Source organism: Ligilactobacillus salivarius DSM 20555 = ATCC 11741, assembly GCF_001435955.1.
In the GTDB taxonomy this organism is placed as follows: domain Bacteria; phylum Bacillota; class Bacilli; order Lactobacillales; family Lactobacillaceae; genus Ligilactobacillus; species Ligilactobacillus salivarius.
The window spans coordinates 47144-66334 of sequence record NZ_AYYT01000004.1; the positions used below are offsets into that span (position 1 = coordinate 47144).

The following is a 19191-nucleotide window of genomic DNA, read 5'->3' on the forward strand; positions in this document are numbered from 1 at the left end:
TTAAATCACCTCAGCTTTACCGCCTTTAGATTCGATTGCTTCCTTAGCAGATGCAGAGAACTTGCTTGCCTTTACAGTCAATTGCTTGTTCAATGTACCATTGCCAAGTACTTTGATACCATCTTTTTCATCTTTAATGATACCAGATTCTACTAATAATGCAGGTGTTACTTCTGCACCATCTTCAAACTTATTTAAAGTTTCCAAGTTTACAATAGCATATTCTTTACGATTGATGTTCTTGAAACCACGTTTTGGCATACGACGGAACAATGGCATTTGTCCACCTTCAAAACCTAAACGTACCTTACCGCGAGCCTTTTGACCTTTTTGACCACGACCAGCAGTCTTACCATTACCAGATGAAGTACCACGACCAACACGATTACGTACTTGGCGTGAACCTTCAGCAGGTTTCAATTCATGTAATTTCATTAGGTTGGCACCTCCTTGTTAATTTATAAAATAGACTATTTAGCCAATTCAACGTCCACTAAATGATTGATTTTTCTAATTGCACCACGCATAGCTGCATTGTCAGGAACAACAACAGAGCTATTTACTCGACCAAGACCTAAGCCTTTTACGATATCGCGTTGGTTTTGAGGACGTCCAATGACAGAACGAATTAAAGTAACTTTTAATTTATCCATGAATATGTCCTCCTTATTCTGCTAAATGTTGAACGGAAACGCCGCGTAATTTTGCGACACTTTCAGCGTCCTTCATATTTACTAAACCATCAAATGTAGCACGTACAACATTAACTGGTGTATTTGAACCTAATGATTTACTTGTAACATCAGCAATACCTGCAAGTTCCATAACGGCACGAACAGCACCACCTGCTGCAACTCCGGAACCGGCAATAGCTGGTTTCAACATAATACGACTACCACTGTATTGACCAATAACTTCGTGAGGAAGTGTCGTTCCAACAGTAGGAACTTCGATTAAGTTCTTACGAGCAGCGTCAACAGCCTTACGAATAGCTTCTGGTACTTCTTGAGCTTTACCAGTACCAAAACCTACGTGGCCGTTGTGGTCACCAACAACAACTAAAGCAGCGAAACGTAGACGACGTCCACCTTTTACAACTTTAGTGATACGGTTAATCGCAACAACGCGATCTTCTAAATCTAATTGAGCTGGATCAATAAAAGCCATAAACGTTATTTCCTCCTTTTCCTAAAAGTCCAAACCATTTTCGCGTGCAGCTTCAGCCAAAGCTTGTACACGACCATGATATAGGTATCCGCCACGGTCAAATACAACTTCTTTGATACCTTTTTCTACAGCACGTTTAGCAACAACAGCACCTACAGAACTAGCTTGTTCTGTCTTTGTGTTGCCACTTACTTCACTGTCTAAAGTAGAGGCACTAACTAGCGTCACACCCGCTACGTCATCAATAACTTGAGCGTAGATGTTTTTGTTTGAACGATAAACATTTAAGCGTGGGCACTCAGCAGTACCAGAGATTTTACCACGGACACGTGCATGACGTTTTTGACGTGTCTTATTCTTGTCTGGTTTTGAAATCACAATTTTCACCTCTTAGATTTATTTATTCAGCAAATTATGCTGCATTATTTACCTGTCTTACCTTCCTTACGACGTACATATTCGCCAACATAGCGAATACCTTTACCCTTGTAAGGTTCAGGTGCACGAGTTGCACGAATACGAGCTGCGCAATCGCCAACTTCTTCCTTGTTGATACCTGATACAATAATTGAAGTTGCGGAAGGTGTTTCGAATGTAATACCTTCTTCTTCTTCAAATTCTACAGGGTGAGAGTAACCAACATTCAATACTAATGTTTTACCCTTCATTTGTGCACGATAACCAACACCACGAAGTTCAAGTTCCTTCTTGAAACCTTCAGATACACCAACTACCATGTTATGGAAGTTTGAACGTGTTGTACCATGTAAAGCTTTTGTTTTGTTATCTTCTGCTGAACGTTCGAAAGAAACTTCATTTCCTTCTACTTTAATAGTAATTTTGTCAGAAAATTCACGTGTCAATTCACCTTTAGGTCCCTTGACAGTTACTACATTACCATCTTGTTTTACTTCAACGCCTTCTGGTAAGTTAACTACTTTATAACCAATACGACTCACGGATTAGGCACCTCCTTACGTTTTATTATTTATTACCAAATGTAAGCTATTACTTCGCCACCAATTTTCTTGGCACGAGCTTCTTTATCAGTGATAACACCTTCAGAAGTGGATAAGATAGCAATTCCTAAACCGTTTAAAACCTTAGGAACAGCATCTGCTTTTACATATGAACGTAAACCTGGTTTTGAAATACGACGGATACCAGAAATAACTCTTTCATTACCCTTACCATACTTCAAAAATACTCTAATGATGCCTTGTTTGTCATCATCGATATATTCAACATCACGTACAAATCCTTCATTCTTAAGGATTTCAGCAATGTCACGTTTGATTTTTGATGCAGGAACTTCTAATGATTCGTGTTTTGCCATGTTAGCATTACGAATACGTGTTAAGAAATCTGCAATAGGATCAGTCATGACCATTGTTCGTTTGCCTCCTTTGCTTATCTTTTATGGATTACCAGCTAGCTTTCTTCATGCCAGGGATTTGACCCTTATGAGCAAGATCACGCAGGCAAACACGGCATAACTTAAATTTACGGTATACAGAATGTGGACGGCCACAACGTTCACAACGTGTATATTCTTGTGTTGAGAACTTTGCAGGACGTTTATTCTTTGCAATTTGCGACTTTTTAGCCAATGTGAAACCCCCTTATTTAGCGAATGGCATTCCAAGTTGTGTTAATAATTCTCTTGATTCTTCGTCTGTATTAGCTGTTGTAACGATAACAATGTCCATACCGCGAACTTTGTTAACATCATCAAAATCAATTTCAGGGAAGATTAATTGTTCACGAATACCCAATGTGTAGTTACCACGACCATCAAAGGCACGCTTGCTTACACCATGGAAGTCACGAACACGAGGTAGTGATACGGATACTAATTTATCTAAGAATTCGTACATACGTTGACCACGTAATGTAACTTTAGCACCAATAGCCATACCTTCACGTAAACGGAAACCAGCGATAGATTTCTTAGCTTTTGTAATAACAGGTTTTTGACCTGCAATCAAAGTTAATTCATCAACAGCTTCATCTAAACGCTTTGCGTTACTTACAGCATCACCAACACCCATGTTGATAACAATCTTATCAACCTTTGGTGCTTGCATGATTGATGTGTAATTGAATTTTTCCATCAAAGATGGAACGATCTCATTATCATATTTTTCTTTTAAACGGTTAACCATGAAGAAAGTATCCTCCTTTCCTTACTATAGAATTTCACCTGATTTTTTAGAAACACGGACTTTCTTACCGTCAACTACTTTAAAGCCTACACGAGTAGCTTCATTGTTAGAAGGATCAATCAACATAACGTTAGAAACGTGGATTGGTGCTTCAACTTCAACAATCCCACCATTTGGATTTGCGTTAGTTGGTTTTTGGTGTTTCTTAACGATATTGATGCCTTTAACGATCACACGGTCTTGAGCAGGAAATACTTTTTCTACTGTACCTTCCTTACCTTTATCCTTACCAGCGATCACTTTAACTTTATCATTTTTCTTAATGAACATTATTACTTCGCACCTCCTTGCTGACGATAATTGATTATAATACTTCAGGTGCTAAGGAAACGATCTTCATGAAGTTTCCGTCACGTAATTCACGAGCAACAGGCCCAAAAATACGTGTACCCTTAGGTGATTTATCTTCACCAATAATTACAGCAGCATTTTCGTCAAACTTGATGTATGAGCCATCTGGACGGTGTGTACCATACTTAGTACGAACAACAACAGCTTTTACAACATCACCTTTTTTGACAACGCCACCTGGTGTTGCTTGTTTAACAGTAGCAACAATGATGTCACCGATATTTGCAGTCTTCACACGGGAACCACCCAAAATCTTAATAACTAAAATTTCACGAGCACCGGAGTTATCAGCGACTTTTAAACGACTCTCTTGTTGGATCACAGTATGTGTCCTCCTTTCGTTATTAGATCAGAATACGAATCAGTGCAAATGTTATTTATTACAAAATAACTGCTTTTTCAACGATTTCTAATAAACGGAAACGTTTTGTAGCTGACAATGGGCGAGTTTCCATAATTTTGACGATATCGCCAACTTTTGCTTCGTTGTTTTCGTCATGTGCTTTAAATTTCTTGGAATACTTAACACGTTTGCCGTAAACTTTGTGATTTTTGTAAGTTTCAACAACAACTGTGATAGTTTTATCCATCTTGTCAGAAACGACACGTCCTTGATAGACTTTGCGTTGGTTACGACTTTCACTCATGCGCGATTAGCCTCCTTTTTCGTATTCTATTTATTTAATTCTTGTTGACGTAATGCAGTCTTGATACGTGCAATGTTCTTACGTACTTCTTTTAAGCGAGCAGTATTTTCTAATTGACCGGTAGCTAATTGGAAGCGTAAGTTAAATAATTCTTCTTTGAATTGCTTTTCTTTTTCTAGCATTTCAGCAGTGGTTAATTCATTAATTTCTTTAGCCTTCATTTGATTCGCCACCTACTTCCTCACGTTGTACAAACTTGGTTTTAACTGGGAGCTTGTGGGAAGCTAAACGTAAAGCTTCGCGAGCTACTTCTTCAGAAACTCCATCGATTTCAAATAAAACTTTACCACGCTTTACAGGTGCTACCCAACCTTCTGGAGCACCTTTCCCGGAACCCATACGAACACCAATAGCTTTAGCTGTATAAGACTTGTGAGGGAAAATCTTAATCCAAACTTTCCCACCACGTTTCATGTAACGAGTCATAGCAATACGAGCAGCTTCGATTTGACGGTTAGTGATCCAGTGAGAATCTAATGCCTTCAAACCATATTTACCAAAAGTAACTTCTTTACCACCCTTAGCTTCGCCACGCATCTTACCACGGAATTCACGACGATGCTTAACACGCTTTGGTACTAACATAGATTATTTCCCTCCTTTACTGTTTTCTTTCTTTGCTGGTAAAACTTCACCACGGTAAATCCATGTCTTAACACCTAATTTACCATATGTAGTGTGAGCTTCAACCCATGAATAATCGATATCTGCACGCAATGTGTGCAAAGGAACTGTTCCTTCAGAGAAACGTTCTACACGGGACATATCAGCACCGTTCAAACGACCTGCAACTTGAACTTTGATACCCTTAGCACCTGCACGCATTGTACGTTGAATAGCTTGCTTCATAGCACGGCGGAAAGCAACACGGTTTTCTAATTGTTCTGCAATGCTTTCACCAACTAATTTTGCATCTAAATCAGGTTTCTTGATTTCAACAATGTTAATGTGAACTCTCTTACCTGTCAAGTTATTTAATTCTTTACGAAGCTTTTCAACTTCAGATCCACCTTTACCAATAACCATACCTGGTTTAGCAGTATGGATTGAAATGTTAACGCGTTTTGCTGCACGTTCAATTTCTACGGTAGAAACAGAAGCGTCGGCTAATTTACTTTCGATATACTTACGGATGCGTAAATCTTCGTGTAAGTTAGAAGCAAAGTCTTTTTCTGCGTACCACTTTGCGTCCCAATCACGAATGATTCCGACACGTAAACCTGTTGGATTTACTTTTTGACCCACGCGTTATCCCTCCTTATTTAACTGATACCACAACAGTGATGTGGCTTGTACGTTTGTTGATTGGAGAAGCGGAACCTTTAGCACGAGGACGGAAGCGTTTCAAAGTTGGTCCTTCATTTACAAAAGCTTCGCTTACATACAAATCTTCAACATCTAAGTCAAAATTGTTTTCTGCATTAGCAACAGCAGACTTTAATACTTTTTCGATTAAGTAAGCACCTGATCTTGGAGTAAACTTCAAGATACCAAATGCTTCAGCAACACTCTTACCACGGATAAGATCGATCACTAGACGTGCTTTACGTGCAGGGATTCGAACTGTCTTGGCAGTTGCTTTTGCTGATGTAACTTGTTCAGCCATTTTTTATCCTCCCTTAACTATCTAACGCCAGTTTTCTTGTCGTCATTTCCATGACCATGGAATGTACGAGTTGGCACGAATTCACCTAATTTATGTCCAACCATATCTTCTTGGATATAAACTGGAACATGCTTACGACCATCATAAACTGCAATCGTATAACCAATAAAACTTGGGAAGATTGTTGAACGACGTGACCATGTTTTAATAACTGACTTCTTTTCTTGATCAGCTTGTGCTTCAACCTTTTTCATCAAATGTTCATCGACAAAAGGTCCTTTTTTCAAACTACGACTCAAAGTGTAATCCTCCTTCCGGATTATATAATCATTAGGCCGCTTTTAAATTATTTCTTGTTACGGCTACGTACGATAAACTTATTGGATCTTGCTTTCTTAGAACGAGTCTTAAGACCTGTAGTCTTCTTACCCCATGGTGACATAGGACTTGGACGACCAACAGGAGCTTTACCTTCACCACCACCATGAGGGTGATCGTTAGGGTTCATTACAGAACCACGAGATTGTGGACGCTTGCCTGCCCAACGAGCACGACCAGCTTTACCAACCTTGATTAATTCGTGTTGTTCATTACCAACAGCACCAATTGTTGCACGGCAAGTTACAAGAATCATACGAACTTCACCAGAAGTTAAACGAATGATAGCATACTTACCTTCTTTACCAAGTAATTGAGCTGATGTACCAGCAGAACGAACTAATTGTCCACCTTTACCTGGTTTTAATTCGATATTGTGAATAACTGTACCAACAGGAATGTTTGCAAGTGGTAATGTGTTACCTACCTTGATATCAACATCTTTACCTGATTCTACAACTTGGCCTACTTTCAAGCCCTTAGGTGCAAGGATGTATGATTTAACACCATCAGCATAAACAAGCAAAGCAATGTTAGCAGAACGGTTTGGATCATATTCGATTGCCTTAACAGTTGCAGGTACATTATCTTTAACACGTTTGAAATCGATCAAACGATACTTACGTTTGTGTCCACCACCACGGTGACGAACTGTGATACGGCCATAAGCGTTACGACCAGCTGTTTTGCTCTTAGAAACTAACAAAGATTTTTCAGGCTTTGTTTTTGTGATTTCAGCAAAATCAGAACCAGTCATATTACGACGACCGTTAGTGGTTGGTTTGAATTTTTTGATCCCCACAGTGTTTCCCTCCTATTACAAAGAATTATTCTTCAAATAATTTAATTTCTTTAGATTCAGCAGTTAAAGTAACGATAGCCTTACGACGCTTCTTTGTGTAGCCTTCGTAGCGACCCATACGCTTCTTTTTGCCTTTAACATTCATAACGTTAACTTTAGCAACTTTAACTTCAAAAATGTCTTCAACAGCATCTTTGATTTGACTCTTTGTTGCACGTGTGTCTACGTCAAATGTATAACGTTTATTGTCCAATTCAGCCATAGAAGCTTCTGTGATAACTGGACGTAAAATTACATCGCGTGATTCCATTATGCAAGAACCTCCTCTACTTGAGAAAGAGCTCCTTGAGTGATGACTAACTTATCATTGTTGATAACGTCTAATACGTTTAATCCCTTAGCAGGAATAACTGTAACATTCTTCAAGTTACGAGCTGCTAATGCTGCAGTTGTATTGTCATCTTCAAGAACTACTAACACTTTAGAATTTACATTTAAGTTACTTAATACTTCAGCAAATGCCTTTGTCTTTGGTGCATCAAAATTCAATGCATCAACTACTACCAAGCTTTCATCTGCAACTTTTTGAGAAAGAACAGATTTAATAGCTAAGCGACGAACTTTGCGTGGAAGTTTGTAGCTGTATGAACGAGGTGTTGGACCAAATACGGTACCACCACCAACCCATTGTGGTGAACGAATAGAACCTTGACGAGCACGACCTGTACCCTTTTGACGCCATGGCTTCTTACCACCACCACGAACTGCACTTCTATTCTTTACAGCATGTGTTCCTTGACGTAATGATGCACGTTGCATGATAACTGCATCAAAAACAACATTATTGTTTGGTTCAATACCAAAAATAGCTTCGTTTAATTGAACTTCACCATTTTGGTTACCATCTTGTTTGAATAATGCAACTGTTGGCATGTGTTATTTCCTCCCTTCCTCGATTTATTTTACTGTACTTTTGATTGTTACTAAGGATTTGTTTGCGCCTGGCACATTACCCTTGATCAAAAGTACGCCATTTTCTGTATCAGCTTTAACGATTTCCAAGTTTTGGATCGTAACTCTGTTGCCACCCATACGTCCTGGGAGTAATTTACCCTTCATAACACGGTTGATAATAACACCCATAGAACCTGGACGACGATGGTAACGAGAACCGTGAGCCATAGGTCCACGATGTTGACCATTACGTTTGATAGATCCTTGGAAACCATGTCCTTTAGACGTACCTGTTACATCCACGAAGTCTCCAGCTTCGAAAATATCTGCCTTAACTTCGTCTCCAACTTTATATTCTCCAAGCTCAACATCGCGAATTTCACGAACGAAGCGCTTAGGAGTAGTATTTGCTTTTGCCGCATGACCTTTAGCAGGTTTGTTTGTTAAAACTTCGCGCAAGTCATCAAAACCTAATTGGATAGCTTCGTAACCGTCGTTTTCCATTGTCTTAACTTGTAATACAACGTTAGAATCAACTTTAACAACTGTTACAGGAACTAATTCACCATTTTCAGTGAAGACTTGAGTCATACCTACTTTTTTTCCTAAGATTCCTTTAGTGGTCATGAGTACACCTCCAATATTTTTATTTTCTATATATAATTAATAATTAAAGTTTGATTTCGATATCTACACCAGAAGGTAAGTCAAGTTTCATCAATGAATCAACTGTCTTTGGTGTTGGATTAACGATGTCAATCAAACGCTTGTGAGTACGCATTTCGAATTGTTCACGTGAATCCTTGTATTTGTGTGGTGAACGGATCACTGTGTAAAGTGTACGTTCTGTTGGCAATGGAATAGGACCAGAAATTGTAGCACCTGTTCTCTTTGCTGTTTCCACAATCTTATCTGCGGATTGATCTAAAATGCGATGTTCGTATGCCTTTAAACGAATACGAATTTTTTGTTTTGCCATCTTGTTCCCTCCTTCGTCTATTTTAAAAATAAGACTAGCTCCGTGGAAATTACCGATCCACTCGTGGCAAAGCGGCCGGGTGTGTCGCAACCTTCCACATCAAAGCTGAAAAATAAACAACTAAACTATACTCGTCCCCTTGAACAAGTACTTTTCTATATTATTATAAAATAGAAGGCAAATCAAGTACTTTTTTCAATTTTTTCATTTTTTATTTTCATCTGACTTTCTTTACTCTAAAAACTACTATACTATAATATAGTAGAAATAATTTTTAGGAGGCTTATGTGTGATACCTGTTATTATTGCCGGTTTAGAAAATGACTATGAAAATTTCGAATATAAAATGGATGAACTTTCATCTTTAGCCTACGCTAATAATATGGAAGTTATCGTTTCTGTGAAGCAAAAATTAGAACATCCAATTGCTGCTACTTACTTTGGTAAAGGAAAGGCTGAGGAAATTCGTCATGTGGGAGAAATTAATGATATTGACACTTTAATTGTAAATGCAGAGCTAACCCCTACTCAGTTACGTAACCTCGAAGATATTACCGGGCTTCAAGTTATTGATAGAACAGCTTTAATTCTAGAGATATTTGCTTCTCGAGCTCAAACAAAAGAAGCTAAACTTCAAGTTCAAATCGCAAAATTACAATATCAATTACCTAGATTAAGAACTTCTAGTATCAACCGTATGGACCAACAAACTGCTGGTAATACTGGCGGTGGTTATACCAACCGTGGTTCCGGGGAAACAAAATTAGAACTTAATAAACGTGTTATCGAAAAAAGGATTAGCAATCTTTCCAAAGAACTCAAAGAAATAGAGAGCGTGCATGAAAATCAACGTCGTGCAAGAGAACGTTCTAGCATTAAAACTGTTGCTCTAGTTGGTTATACAAATGTCGGAAAGTCAACTACTATGAATGGTTTATTAAAACTACTGGAACAACCTACTAACAAGGAAGTTTTTGAAAAAGACATGCTTTTCGCCACTCTTGACACTTCTATTAGAAAAATTAAATTACCCGATAACAAGGAATTTTTCTTAAGCGATACTGTTGGTTTCGTTTCTGACTTGCCTCATCAATTGGTTAAAGCATTCCGTACTACCCTTTCCGAAGCTAATCAAGCTGACTTATTGATTCAAGTTATTGATGGTAGTGATGAACACGCAAAAGATATGATTGAAACAACTAAACAAACCTTGGATGAAATCGGAGTTAAGGATATCCCTATGATATATGCTTATAACAAATCTGATTTAACAAGTACGCCTTACCCAAGTTCTGTTGGTAATCAATTTTACTATAGCGCTAAGGATAAAAAGTCTATTGAAATGTTAAGTAACTTAATCAAAGAAAATCTATTTCAGGACTACGTTACTCATACTTACTTAATTCCATTTTCTGAGGGACGCTACTTAGAAATAATTAACAAGCAAGCAAATATTTTAAAAACTGACTATCTTGCTGAGGGTACTAAAATAACAGCTGAATCAACGCCTATCATGGCACAACAACTCAAGCAATTCATTATAGACTAAAAAGAAGTTGAAAAAAACAACATTTCAAGTTAAACTACAGAAACTATCAACAGCAAAAACGCCAGAAATCAAGTTTTCATAACGTGATTTCTGACGTTTTTTAATTTTGAGACTTTTACCAACCTCTTTTATATTTTTGTAACAGCAATTAATTCTTCGTGATTTTTTATAGATTCTAGCATTTGTTTATCTTCAACAATTAACAATAGGAATAATAATTCTATTACTGACATAGCAGCAACTCGCGAAAAATAATATTCAGACTGCAATACTCTTTGGCGGAAAGTTGTTTTTATATGATAGTCTGCTAACAATGCTAATGGTGACTCAGAATGGTTTGTAATAGCTATAACCTTTATCCCTTTCTTCTTAGCTTCTTCTATTTGCTTTAAAAGTCTAGATGATTCCCCTGAATTAGAAATGGCCACGATACAATCTTGACTGCTCATATTTAAAGTCTGTGCCAAGGCATTCTCCCACATATTAGAAGAGATTGCTAAACGACCTATTTGATTAAATTTATACTCTGCATCTTGAGCCACAATATAAGTATCTCCTTCAGCAGCAAATTGCACTATCCGAGATTTTTTCAAAATATTCATTATCTCTTTTAATTCTGTTTTTGAAATTCCTTCTATTGTATTCTTTATCTCTACTATTTTATTATCCAAGATACTTTTTATAGAATTACCTACATCATCTTTATCTAATTCTTTATAGTAGTTATCTTCATTCTGTGAGGCCTTAGCTAACTCAACTTTCAACTGATGAAACCCAGACAATGACAAATTTTTACAAAAACGAGATACAGAAGCATCGCTCACCTGCGCTAACTTGGATAATTCTGAAATTGTGAAATCCACTGTTTTTTGAGGATTTCTCAACACAACTTCTGATATTTTTTTATCAGTTTGCGACATGTGAGGCATTTTTTCATATATAGTATCGATAATATTTTTATTCATTTGCTCACCTCGTTATTACTTTACTACATTTTAACTTACTATTAAATTCTACTCTTGACAAAATTAATTTTCAATATTATTATTTTGTTGAAAATTAATTTCTACAATAAATTTATTTGGAGGAATCGTTATGGATAATGTTATCAATCTTGCGTTCAATTTACTCCACCCTGACACTACTATTAGCTTAGGTGGAGGAAGTAATGTTAAAAAACTCGCTCATAAATTGAGTCAGCATCCTGAATTGAATATTAAAGTTTGTTCTCCTTCAGAATATACTAGACAAATTTGTCGTGATTTAAATTTAAATCTCATTGATATAACCGAAACCTCTACTATCGAATTGGGTTTTGATGGTTGTGACGCTATTGATTTTGATTTAAATGTCTTAAAAAGCAACGGTGGTATCCATACATTGGAGAAAGAGTATGCCTATAAAGCAGAAAAATATATTATTATATCTCCACCAGAAAGATTAAAGGCTTCTCTTAATCCAAATGTTCAACTTTGTTTAGAAGTTGTTTCTCCTTCTGTTGACTCTGTTTTATCTACAGCTAAACAATTAGGTTTAAAAGCCAAATTAAGATTGGGCAGTGCTGTTGCTAGTTACGCCCGTACACCTCTAGGCAATTATCTTATTGATTGCTACTGTGAAAGCTGGCAAGACATTAAAAAAATAAATAGCATACTAAGTTCACTTAACGGAGTTGTATCAACTTCATATTTTGAAAACATTGTCCACTCTGTTTTAACACTTGATAAAAACAATAATCCTATTGAAATAAAGAAAGGTGATTTACATGCATAAATATAATTGGGGCATTATCGGAACTGGTTGGATCGCACATGAAATGGCTGACGCTTTGAATGAAGTTAATGGCGAAATTTACGCTGTATCTAATCCTAATGAAGAATCTCTATATAAATTTGCTAAAGAAAAAAGCGTTAAGCACACTTTTATAAATCCTGATGAAATGATCACAGATCCAGATGTAGATATTATTTATATCGCCACTCCACATATATCTCATTATGACTATATAAAGAAAGCATTGAATGCAGGAAAACATGTTTTTGCTGAGAAAGCTATTACTACTAGTGCTAAACAATTAGATGAGGTTATTGCCTTAGCTAAGTCTAAAAACTTAATTTTAACTGAAGGATTCACTCTTTATCACATGCCTATCTATGAAAAAGTAAGAGACCTGATCTCTAGCGGTAAATTAGGCGATATCAAACTCGTTCAAGTAAACTTCGGTAGTCTTAAAGACTATGATCCAAATAATCGTTTCTTCGCAAAAGAATTAGCTGGTGGTGCTTTACTTGATATTGGGGGATATGCTACTGCCTTTGCTCGTATGTTCTTAAATGAACAGCCTGAAGTAACTCTAACAACGGTTAAATTCTTTGAAACTGGAGTAGATGAACAATCTGGTATCATTTTAAAGAATTCTCAAGAACAATTAGCTGTCATGGCTCTTTCAATGCGCGCTAAGCAGCCTAAACGTGGTGTTATATCTGGTACAAAAGGATATGTAGAAATAAATAATTATCCACGCGCAACAGAAGCTAAAGTAACATACACTCTAGATGCTCATACTGAAAGTCACGAAACAATAACTGCAGGCGATTCTGCTAAAGCTTTAAATTACGAAGTTATGGATATGCAACGTTATATATCACAAGGTCATGATGAAGGTCAGCTATCACTTTCACAAGATGTAGCTCATATTTTAAATCGTGTTCGTAACAATTGGGGTATGAATTATACTAAATAAAATAAAATCGGATGATGAATCAATTTTACCTTGATCCATTATCCGATTTATTTATTAGGAGTATTCTAAAATTTTTTGATCTTGTTCCTCAAAGCCTACGCTCTTTAACAGAACTAATTCTGAAGTATCTGTGTCACTAGTAGATATTATAATTTTAGGAACTGCTTTATAATAACTTTTTAAGTGTTCAATCAAGAATTTTCCCACTTTTGATTTATCAAAATTAGGTGATATTAAAAGGTCTTTTACATAAACAGTAGTTGCATTATCGCTAATTGCGTTAACTAACCCTGCCAAACGTCCCTGATCATAAGCAGCTATCACATAAGACTTCTTTAAACTCTTTCTAAAGCAATCATAATTTTCTAGTTCGTCTTTTCTTCCTAGCGCAGCATACAAATTCAGTAACTCACCTTTATTAAATTTAGGGTTTACTTTCAAATCCACAATATCACCTACTTTCGAAATATGAAAAAATGATTAAATAAAAATTATAATTGTTAAATATAATTATACTCAAAATCTCTAATTATTACAAGTTTACTTTTAATAATGTGTATTTTATGTATATATTTAATTAAAAGCTTTTATTTTCTAATAATTATTTATCTTTTAGCATCACTATGTTAACATTAATACTATGAGTTTTTTAAATAATTATAAAAATATCATTTTTACTCAGAAAGAAGGAGAAATATGCCAGAAAATAAAAATCATGTTCAACTTCAGCGTTCGCTAGGTTTATATTCAGCATTATCATTAGTTATTGGAACAATTATTGGCTCAGGAATATTTTTTAAACAATCTTCCATTTTGGCTAATGCCCATACTACAACCATGGCAATTGCTGCATGGGTTATTGGTGGTATCATTACATTAACTAGCGGCTTAACCATCGCTGAAATTGGATCTTTATTCCCTCATACTGGTGGATTATATGTTTATATCGAAAAAATATATGGCAAATTTTGGGGATTCTTAGCTGGTTGGGTTCAAATAATTGTTTATGGTCCTGCCTTAATCGCATCTCTAGGTGCATACCTTGCTATCTTAATTGGTGCATTTTTCCATTTTCCTAGAACTTGGACACCCGCAATTGCAATTATTTCAATTTTATTAATTTCATTGTTTAATTTGTTATCCAATAGATTTGGAGCTGCACTACAAATATTTACCACACTCTGTAAAATGGTTCCTATATTTTTAATCATTATCTGTGGAATTTTATTTGGAGATGAACACGCATTAGGACAAGTCGTAAATAACGGTCAAGCTTCCATTGGTAACTTCGGTGTTGCTGTATTAGCTACGCTTTTTGCTTACGATGGTTGGATCTTAATTGCTAATCTTGGTGGAGAAATTAAAAACCCTCAAAAAATTCTTCCATTAGCAATCATCTTAGGAACTTCCTTTGTGTTAATCGTGTATGTTTTACTTACTGTAGGAATTTTCAAGGCTATGCCAGCTAATCAGATAACTAAACTTGGAGAAAATGCTGCTCCTTATTTTGCAATTAAAATGTTCGGCTCAATTGGGGGTAAAATTCTCAATCTTGGAATTATTATTTCTATCATTGGTACAATCAATGGTAAAATTATGACATTCCCAAGAATTATGTTTGCGATGGCACGCGCTAACGAGCTTCCATTTTCAAAACAATTAGCTTGGTTACATCCTAGAATGTTTTCCCCTGTTGTTTCAGTTCTTACAATGTTTAGTTTTGCATCTATCTTGATATTATTCTTTAACCCTGATAGATTATCCGAAATTTGTATTTTTTCTATTTATTGTTTTTATCTCATTGCATTTTTCGGTTTATTTAAACTTCGTAAACAACGCAAGGATTTAGTTAGACCTTTTAAAGTTCCTCTATATCCTCTTACACCAATTATTGCTATTTTAGGAGCTATCTTCGTTATGCTTAGCGAAATATTCTCTGATCTTAACGGTGTGTTAGTTTCATTTGTATTTATCTTAATCGGTGTTCCAGTATATTATTGGAAAGTCAAAAAATAATTCCACAAAAAAAGTACGGCAATTCCAATCTGCCGTACTTTTTTTATCTCTAACCGTATCTTTTTTCTAATCTTCTAGCTACCAATGACAAGCAATAACATACTACAAAATACATAACTGCAATCATTAAGTACATTGGTACCATGTAAGTCGTATTTTGACTATATATAATCTGTGCATGATATAGTAATTCTGGTAAAACGATGATAGTTGCTAAAGATGTATCTTTAACTAAAGATATAAATTGTGATACTAAAGGTGGTATCATCTTTTGTAATGCTTGAGGCATAATTATATGCCACATTGCTTGTACATAGGTCAGCCCACTTGACCTTGCACCTTCCATTTGTCCAACCGGAACAGCTTGAATACCACTACGAACAATTTCTGCTAACATCGCAGATTCAAAAACTACCAAAGCAGTAACAGCCGCTAACATTGGTGTCATTCTTAAACCTAGCTCTGGTAACCCAAAATAAGTAAAGAAAATAATTAACAGCAAAGGAAGATTCCTAATAATATCAATCAAAAATCCTACAGCTGCAGATAAATATTTAATCTTAACATATCTGATTACTCCTAGAACTAAACCAATTATAAAGCTTAAAACAATTGAAATTACTGATACTTCTAGCGTTACCCACAATCCTTCTAAAAGAAAGCGTAGATTTATCCATGAATATGCTTGTTCAAATGTTGACATCTAAATCGCCTCCTTTTAATTTATGCCAATTTCTTTTCCAAATAACGCATGTAATAACTTAAAGGCAATGTCAAAATCAAATAAAACACACCTACAACTAAATAAGTATTAATTGTTTCAAAAGAAGCTGAAGCTATTACATCACCTTGATACATCAAATCAAAGCCAGCAACAAACGCTAATACTGATGAGTTTTTAATCAAATTAATAAATTGATTTCCCAATGGGGGTATTACTAATTTAAAGGCTTGTGGCAAAATAATGTATCTCATTGTTTGCCAGTAAGTTAAACCATTTGCTCGTGCACCTTCCATTTGCCCAACTCCAACAGCTTTAATCCCAGCTCTTACAGTTTCTGCAATAAAAGCTGAGGTATATAATGTTAAACCGATTGTTCCTGCAGTAAATCCACTTAATTTAATAAAAAATTGTGGCACTACTACATAAAACACCATGGTAATAACTAATAAAGGAATATTTCTGAAAATTTCAATATAAATATTAGCTATTGTCCTCACTAATTTAGAAGGGACTGTTTGCAAGATTGCAAATATTGATCCAATTATCAAACTGAAGAATAGTGCAATCACACTACATAAAATCGTATTTTCAAACCCCGTTAGGAAAGTTTGCCAATTTTCTGATAGTATATGTATCATCTTTCTCCAGCTCCTTTCGCATCAAACCCCTTAACATTTCCAAACCACTTTTGAATTAACTTATCATAAGTACCATCAGCTTTTAATTCATCTAAAGCTTTATCAATTCTTTTCATCATTTGAGTTTGGCCTTTATCTACAGCAATTCCATAAGGTTCATTAGTAAAGTTACCACCTACAACCTGATAACCAGGATTTTCAGAAGCAATCCCTGCCAATATACCATTATCTGTACTCATCGCTTGACCTTGACCAGATTTCAAAGCTGTAAATGCTTGACCATAATCATCAAATTCCAAAACTTTAGCTTTAGGAGCAAACTTATGAATATTTGCTACAGCAGTTGTTCCTTTTACAGCTAAAACAACCATGCCCTTTTTATTTAAGTCATGAACATTCTTAACTGTGCTATTCTCTGGTACCAATAGTGATTGACCAGCTGCAAAATATGGTTGTGAGAATTCAACTATCTTACGTCTTTCAGGCGTGATTGTCATCGCAGCAATTACAGCATCAATATTTTGATTTTTTAAGAGTGGTATCTTAGTTTTGGCTGTTGTCTGTACTAATTTTACTTTAGCATCCTTACCATACATTTTTTTCGTCAACGTCTTGGCCATATCTACATCAAAACCTTCAATTTGCCCTGTCTTAATGTTCATTAAACCAAATAATCTAGTATCTGCTTTTACACCCCAGGTAACTGTCTTAGTTTGTTCAGTTCTCTGAGCAATATTTGCTGCTTTATCTTTTTTTCCACATGCTCCTAAGAAAAAGATCATTAACAACGCTGAAAAAAGCAGTGTTACTTTTCTTAAATTTTTCATAGCTAACCCCTCTTTCTATTTGTGAGTAATGATCTTACTCAAGAATTGACGGGCTCTTTCTTCTTTAGGATTTTTGAAGAATGTTTCAGTATCATCATCTTCTAAAATTTCCCCATCTGCTAGAAATACAATTCTATTTCCAACTTCTCGTGCGAATCCCATTTCGTGTGTTACCACAACCATTGTAATTCCACGTTCTGCAACAGTCTTCATAACATCTAATACATCATCAATCATTTCAGGATCTAGAGCACTAGTTGGTTCATCAAACAAAATACATTTAGGTTGCATAGCTAAGGAACGCGCAATTGCAACACGTTGTTTTTGTCCACCAGATAACATTCTAGGATATGATTCTGCTTTACTTGAAAGACCTACCATTTCTAGCAATTCTAGAGCATACTTCTTATTTTCAGCTTCATCTTTATGTAAAACTATTCGTGGAGCTAACATAATGTTTTCTAATACTGTTTTATTTTCGTATAAGTTAAAGTGTTGGAATACCATTCCGACATCTTTTCTGATCTTATTCATATCTGTTTTCTTATCGGATAAGTCATAGTTATTAACAATCAATTGACCATTACTAATGTCTTCTAAGCCATTAATTGTTCTAATAAGTGTACTTTTACCAGAACCAGAGGGACCAATAAGTACGACAACCTCGCCTTTTTCTACCTTCAAGTTAATATTCTTTAAAGCATGGAAATTTCCATAATATTTATCAACATTTTTAAATTCAATCATCGACATATTCTGCTCCTCCTTTATTCCACGTTACATTTTATACATAATCAAAATCGTTGATATCACTTAATTATTATATAAAAATAATAACAACGTACTCTAATTTTAATCTTTTTATAATTAAAAAGCAAGTGTTTATTCAAAATACATGTTATATTAGGTTACATAGATATAAAAACACCATATAATTGTTAGAAAATCTAACAACTATATGGTGTTTTCTTAAATATCTTTTTTATAAACTTTATATAAAACTATCGTTATCCAAGTCGCAATTAATGCTGGAAAAATTGCAATAATTAGGTATGTAGGATTTATCAAATAACTTAAGTCTAAATTCAAAATATCAGGAATTTCCTTTACTACTTTATGTAATGTATCAAACATTACTTGATAAATAGTCATATAGATCAATATCCATTGAATGTAATACTCAACCATCGTCAATACAGTTGTTGGCAAATTAAACCTTTTTTGAAATTTCCTAAAAATTAAATAGTGAATTAAGCCAGAAAGAACTATTACCCACATTGATAACGTAAAAATCGATCCTATTCTTAAAGCATTAAAACTGTCAGCCAAAATAATTGCTAAACTAAATAAAATAATAAACAGAATTAAATTAATAATTACCATTCCAAATAAAAGTGCAATGGACTGTACAAAAATCAAACTTCGCGTTTTCCTAGCATTAAAAAAGATACTTATACCTATTAAGATAATTAAAATTAAACTCCAGTCTATTTTTATAACCCCCTTATAAAAAATACCTTGTAAG

At 35.2% G+C, this 19191-nt stretch carries 32 protein-coding genes; 4 read left to right on the forward strand and 28 right to left on the reverse strand.

Features of this window, described 5'->3' with window-relative positions; genetic code table 11:
* Genes rplO through rpsJ form a run of 21 tightly spaced genes read right to left on the reverse strand, consistent with a single transcriptional unit; the run spans nucleotide 1 to nucleotide 9169 of the window.
* Entirely contained in the window at nucleotides 1-435 is a 435-nt protein-coding gene (gene rplO, locus FC55_RS03415) for a 50S ribosomal protein L15 (protein WP_003701328.1), read from the reverse strand.
* Nucleotides 436-470: 35 nt separating this feature from the next.
* Nucleotides 471-653, reverse strand: coding sequence for a 50S ribosomal protein L30 (rpmD, locus tag FC55_RS03420; protein WP_003701327.1), 183 nt, complete (start codon nucleotides 651-653; stop codon nucleotides 471-473).
* 13 nt (nucleotides 654-666) lie between these two features.
* Nucleotides 667-1167 carry a 30S ribosomal protein S5 gene (rpsE, locus tag FC55_RS03425; protein WP_003701326.1) on the reverse strand — a complete coding sequence of 167 codons (501 nt, stop codon included), beginning with the start codon at nucleotides 1165-1167 and terminating at the stop codon, nucleotides 667-669.
* A 21-nt stretch (nucleotides 1168-1188) separates the two neighbouring features.
* The gene (gene rplR, locus FC55_RS03430; protein ID WP_003701325.1) at nucleotides 1189-1554 is read right to left on the reverse strand and encodes a 50S ribosomal protein L18; all 366 of its coding nucleotides are present in this window, start codon (nucleotides 1552-1554) and stop codon (nucleotides 1189-1191) included.
* Between the two features lie 35 nt (nucleotides 1555-1589).
* Complete coding sequence (gene rplF, locus FC55_RS03435) at nucleotides 1590-2126, reverse strand: 50S ribosomal protein L6 (RefSeq protein ID WP_003701323.1); 537 nt, start codon at nucleotides 2124-2126, stop codon at nucleotides 1590-1592.
* A gap of 32 nt (nucleotides 2127-2158) precedes the next feature.
* A complete protein-coding gene (gene rpsH, locus FC55_RS03440; protein WP_003701322.1) occupies nucleotides 2159-2557 on the reverse strand; it encodes a 30S ribosomal protein S8 in 399 nt (132 codons plus the stop codon).
* 34 nt (nucleotides 2558-2591) lie between these two features.
* Nucleotides 2592-2777 carry a type Z 30S ribosomal protein S14 gene (locus FC55_RS03445; RefSeq protein WP_003701320.1) on the reverse strand — a complete coding sequence of 62 codons (186 nt, stop codon included), beginning with the start codon at nucleotides 2775-2777 and terminating at the stop codon, nucleotides 2592-2594.
* Nucleotides 2778-2789: 12 nt separating this feature from the next.
* Nucleotides 2790-3332 (reverse strand): 50S ribosomal protein L5, encoded by a 543-nt coding sequence (gene rplE / locus FC55_RS03450; protein ID WP_003701318.1) that lies wholly within the window; start codon nucleotides 3330-3332, stop codon nucleotides 2790-2792.
* 24 nt (nucleotides 3333-3356) lie between these two features.
* Complete coding sequence (rplX, locus tag FC55_RS03455) at nucleotides 3357-3662, reverse strand: 50S ribosomal protein L24 (RefSeq protein WP_003701316.1); 306 nt, start codon at nucleotides 3660-3662, stop codon at nucleotides 3357-3359.
* A gap of 34 nt (nucleotides 3663-3696) precedes the next feature.
* Nucleotides 3697-4065 carry a 50S ribosomal protein L14 gene (gene rplN / locus FC55_RS03460; protein WP_003701315.1) on the reverse strand — a complete coding sequence of 123 codons (369 nt, stop codon included), beginning with the start codon at nucleotides 4063-4065 and terminating at the stop codon, nucleotides 3697-3699.
* A gap of 58 nt (nucleotides 4066-4123) precedes the next feature.
* On the reverse strand, nucleotides 4124-4390 hold the full coding sequence (rpsQ, locus tag FC55_RS03465; RefSeq protein ID WP_003701314.1) for a 30S ribosomal protein S17: 267 nt from the start codon (nucleotides 4388-4390) through the stop codon (nucleotides 4124-4126).
* Nucleotides 4391-4416: 26 nt separating this feature from the next.
* The gene (gene rpmC / locus FC55_RS03470) at nucleotides 4417-4611 is read right to left on the reverse strand and encodes a 50S ribosomal protein L29 (RefSeq protein ID WP_003701313.1); all 195 of its coding nucleotides are present in this window, start codon (nucleotides 4609-4611) and stop codon (nucleotides 4417-4419) included.
* Nucleotides 4601-5035 (reverse strand): 50S ribosomal protein L16, encoded by a 435-nt coding sequence (rplP, locus tag FC55_RS03475; protein ID WP_003701312.1) that lies wholly within the window; start codon nucleotides 5033-5035, stop codon nucleotides 4601-4603. Before rplP ends, rpmC begins: the two co-directional genes overlap by 11 nt.
* Nucleotides 5036-5038: 3 nt before the next feature.
* On the reverse strand, nucleotides 5039-5695 hold the full coding sequence (gene rpsC, locus FC55_RS03480; RefSeq protein ID WP_003701310.1) for a 30S ribosomal protein S3: 657 nt from the start codon (nucleotides 5693-5695) through the stop codon (nucleotides 5039-5041).
* A 13-nt stretch (nucleotides 5696-5708) separates the two neighbouring features.
* Complete coding sequence (rplV, locus tag FC55_RS03485; RefSeq protein ID WP_003701308.1) at nucleotides 5709-6056, reverse strand: 50S ribosomal protein L22; 348 nt, start codon at nucleotides 6054-6056, stop codon at nucleotides 5709-5711.
* 17 nt (nucleotides 6057-6073) lie between these two features.
* A complete protein-coding gene (gene rpsS / locus FC55_RS03490; protein WP_003705314.1) occupies nucleotides 6074-6355 on the reverse strand; it encodes a 30S ribosomal protein S19 in 282 nt (93 codons plus the stop codon).
* A 47-nt stretch (nucleotides 6356-6402) separates the two neighbouring features.
* Complete coding sequence (gene rplB, locus FC55_RS03495; protein ID WP_003701306.1) at nucleotides 6403-7236, reverse strand: 50S ribosomal protein L2; 834 nt, start codon at nucleotides 7234-7236, stop codon at nucleotides 6403-6405.
* 25 nt (nucleotides 7237-7261) lie between these two features.
* Entirely contained in the window at nucleotides 7262-7546 is a 285-nt protein-coding gene (gene rplW / locus FC55_RS03500) for a 50S ribosomal protein L23 (RefSeq protein WP_003701304.1), read from the reverse strand.
* Complete coding sequence (gene rplD / locus FC55_RS03505; RefSeq protein ID WP_003701303.1) at nucleotides 7546-8169, reverse strand: 50S ribosomal protein L4; 624 nt, start codon at nucleotides 8167-8169, stop codon at nucleotides 7546-7548. The genes rplW and rplD overlap by 1 nt, the downstream gene beginning before the upstream one ends.
* Before the next feature lie 24 nt (nucleotides 8170-8193).
* Nucleotides 8194-8817 carry a 50S ribosomal protein L3 gene (gene rplC / locus FC55_RS03510; RefSeq protein WP_003701302.1) on the reverse strand — a complete coding sequence of 208 codons (624 nt, stop codon included), beginning with the start codon at nucleotides 8815-8817 and terminating at the stop codon, nucleotides 8194-8196.
* 43 nt (nucleotides 8818-8860) lie between these two features.
* Entirely contained in the window at nucleotides 8861-9169 is a 309-nt protein-coding gene (gene rpsJ, locus FC55_RS03515) for a 30S ribosomal protein S10 (RefSeq protein ID WP_004563872.1), read from the reverse strand.
* A gap of 289 nt (nucleotides 9170-9458) precedes the next feature.
* On the opposite strand from rpsJ, the gene hflX reads away from it, so the two are divergent.
* The gene (hflX, locus tag FC55_RS03520) at nucleotides 9459-10718 is read left to right on the forward strand and encodes a GTPase HflX (RefSeq protein ID WP_003701299.1); all 1260 of its coding nucleotides are present in this window, start codon (nucleotides 9459-9461) and stop codon (nucleotides 10716-10718) included.
* Nucleotides 10719-10846: 128 nt separating this feature from the next.
* Here the strand turns inward: hflX and FC55_RS03525 are convergent, their stop codons facing one another.
* On the reverse strand, nucleotides 10847-11683 hold the full coding sequence (locus FC55_RS03525) for a MurR/RpiR family transcriptional regulator (RefSeq protein ID WP_003701298.1): 837 nt from the start codon (nucleotides 11681-11683) through the stop codon (nucleotides 10847-10849).
* A gap of 130 nt (nucleotides 11684-11813) precedes the next feature.
* On the opposite strand from FC55_RS03525, the gene FC55_RS03530 reads away from it, so the two are divergent.
* A complete protein-coding gene (locus tag FC55_RS03530; protein ID WP_003701296.1) occupies nucleotides 11814-12491 on the forward strand; it encodes a ribose-5-phosphate isomerase A in 678 nt (225 codons plus the stop codon).
* Nucleotides 12484-13461 (forward strand): Gfo/Idh/MocA family protein, encoded by a 978-nt coding sequence (locus tag FC55_RS03535; RefSeq protein WP_003701294.1) that lies wholly within the window; start codon nucleotides 12484-12486, stop codon nucleotides 13459-13461. The genes FC55_RS03530 and FC55_RS03535 overlap by 8 nt, the downstream gene beginning before the upstream one ends.
* A 54-nt stretch (nucleotides 13462-13515) precedes the next feature.
* Here the strand turns inward: FC55_RS03535 and FC55_RS03540 are convergent, their stop codons facing one another.
* Nucleotides 13516-13908, reverse strand: a complete 393-nt coding sequence (locus tag FC55_RS03540) for a GNAT family N-acetyltransferase (RefSeq protein ID WP_003701292.1) — start codon at nucleotides 13906-13908, stop codon at nucleotides 13516-13518.
* A 249-nt stretch (nucleotides 13909-14157) separates the two neighbouring features.
* Here FC55_RS03540 and FC55_RS03545 point away from each other — a divergent pair, with 249 nt between their 5' ends.
* Nucleotides 14158-15477, forward strand: coding sequence for an APC family permease (locus FC55_RS03545; RefSeq protein ID WP_003701291.1), 1320 nt, complete (start codon nucleotides 14158-14160; stop codon nucleotides 15475-15477).
* Between the two features lie 49 nt (nucleotides 15478-15526).
* Here FC55_RS03545 and FC55_RS03550 read toward each other — a convergent pair whose 3' ends face one another.
* The 5 genes from FC55_RS03550 to FC55_RS03570 all read right to left on the reverse strand — a co-directional run bounded on the left by FC55_RS03550 (nucleotide 15527) and on the right by FC55_RS03570 (nucleotide 19181).
* Nucleotides 15527-16180, reverse strand: coding sequence for an amino acid ABC transporter permease (locus FC55_RS03550; protein ID WP_003701289.1), 654 nt, complete (start codon nucleotides 16178-16180; stop codon nucleotides 15527-15529).
* 20 nt (nucleotides 16181-16200) lie between these two features.
* Entirely contained in the window at nucleotides 16201-16839 is a 639-nt protein-coding gene (locus tag FC55_RS03555; RefSeq protein ID WP_003701287.1) for an amino acid ABC transporter permease, read from the reverse strand.
* The gene (locus tag FC55_RS03560) at nucleotides 16836-17666 is read right to left on the reverse strand and encodes a transporter substrate-binding domain-containing protein (protein ID WP_003701285.1); all 831 of its coding nucleotides are present in this window, start codon (nucleotides 17664-17666) and stop codon (nucleotides 16836-16838) included. The genes FC55_RS03555 and FC55_RS03560 overlap by 4 nt, the downstream gene beginning before the upstream one ends.
* Before the next feature lie 15 nt (nucleotides 17667-17681).
* Nucleotides 17682-18419: an amino acid ABC transporter ATP-binding protein gene (locus FC55_RS03565; RefSeq protein WP_003701689.1), complete on the reverse strand. Its 738-nt coding sequence runs from the start codon at nucleotides 18417-18419 to the stop codon at nucleotides 17682-17684.
* Between the two features lie 216 nt (nucleotides 18420-18635).
* On the reverse strand, nucleotides 18636-19181 hold the full coding sequence (locus FC55_RS03570) for an SA1002 family membrane protein (RefSeq protein ID WP_420897142.1): 546 nt from the start codon (nucleotides 19179-19181) through the stop codon (nucleotides 18636-18638).
* Nucleotides 19182-19191 lie beyond the last annotated feature (10 nt).

Excerpts from the sequence above, each read along its gene's own strand:
- rplO (WP_003701328.1), bottom strand. The coding sequence starts at position 435 with ATGAAATTACATGAATTGAAACCTGCTGAAGGTTCACGCCAAGTACGT.
- rpmD (WP_003701327.1), bottom strand. The coding sequence starts at position 653 with ATGGATAAATTAAAAGTTACTTTAATTCGTTCTGTCATTGGACGTCCT.
- rpsE (WP_003701326.1), bottom strand. The coding sequence starts at position 1,167 with ATGGCTTTTATTGATCCAGCTCAATTAGATTTAGAAGATCGCGTTGTT.
- rpsH (WP_003701322.1), bottom strand. The coding sequence starts at position 2,557 with ATGGTCATGACTGATCCTATTGCAGATTTCTTAACACGTATTCGTAAT.
- rplE (WP_003701318.1), bottom strand. The coding sequence starts at position 3,332 with ATGGTTAACCGTTTAAAAGAAAAATATGATAATGAGATCGTTCCATCT.
- rplX (WP_003701316.1), bottom strand. The coding sequence starts at position 3,662 with ATGTTCATTAAGAAAAATGATAAAGTTAAAGTGATCGCTGGTAAGGAT.
- rpsQ (WP_003701314.1), bottom strand. The coding sequence starts at position 4,390 with ATGAGTGAAAGTCGTAACCAACGCAAAGTCTATCAAGGACGTGTCGTT.
- rpmC (WP_003701313.1), bottom strand. The coding sequence starts at position 4,611 with ATGAAGGCTAAAGAAATTAATGAATTAACCACTGCTGAAATGCTAGAA.
- rplP (WP_003701312.1), bottom strand. The coding sequence starts at position 5,035 with ATGTTAGTACCAAAGCGTGTTAAGCATCGTCGTGAATTCCGTGGTAAG.
- rplV (WP_003701308.1), bottom strand. The coding sequence starts at position 6,056 with ATGGCTGAACAAGTTACATCAGCAAAAGCAACTGCCAAGACAGTTCGA.
- rplW (WP_003701304.1), bottom strand. The coding sequence starts at position 7,546 with ATGGAATCACGCGATGTAATTTTACGTCCAGTTATCACAGAAGCTTCT.
- rplD (WP_003701303.1), bottom strand. The coding sequence starts at position 8,169 with ATGCCAACAGTTGCATTATTCAAACAAGATGGTAACCAAAATGGTGAA.
- rplC (WP_003701302.1), bottom strand. The coding sequence starts at position 8,817 with ATGACCACTAAAGGAATCTTAGGAAAAAAAGTAGGTATGACTCAAGTC.
- rpsJ (WP_004563872.1), bottom strand. The coding sequence starts at position 9,169 with ATGGCAAAACAAAAAATTCGTATTCGTTTAAAGGCATACGAACATCGC.
- FC55_RS03525 (WP_003701298.1), bottom strand. The coding sequence starts at position 11,683 with ATGAATAAAAATATTATCGATACTATATATGAAAAAATGCCTCACATG.
- FC55_RS03530 (WP_003701296.1), top strand. The coding sequence starts at position 11,814 with ATGGATAATGTTATCAATCTTGCGTTCAATTTACTCCACCCTGACACT.
- FC55_RS03535 (WP_003701294.1), top strand. The coding sequence starts at position 12,484 with ATGCATAAATATAATTGGGGCATTATCGGAACTGGTTGGATCGCACAT.
- FC55_RS03545 (WP_003701291.1), top strand. The coding sequence starts at position 14,158 with ATGCCAGAAAATAAAAATCATGTTCAACTTCAGCGTTCGCTAGGTTTA.
- FC55_RS03550 (WP_003701289.1), bottom strand. The coding sequence starts at position 16,180 with ATGTCAACATTTGAACAAGCATATTCATGGATAAATCTACGCTTTCTT.
- FC55_RS03555 (WP_003701287.1), bottom strand. The coding sequence starts at position 16,839 with ATGATACATATACTATCAGAAAATTGGCAAACTTTCCTAACGGGGTTT.
- FC55_RS03560 (WP_003701285.1), bottom strand. The coding sequence starts at position 17,666 with ATGAAAAATTTAAGAAAAGTAACACTGCTTTTTTCAGCGTTGTTAATG.
- FC55_RS03565 (WP_003701689.1), bottom strand. The coding sequence starts at position 18,419 with ATGTCGATGATTGAATTTAAAAATGTTGATAAATATTATGGAAATTTC.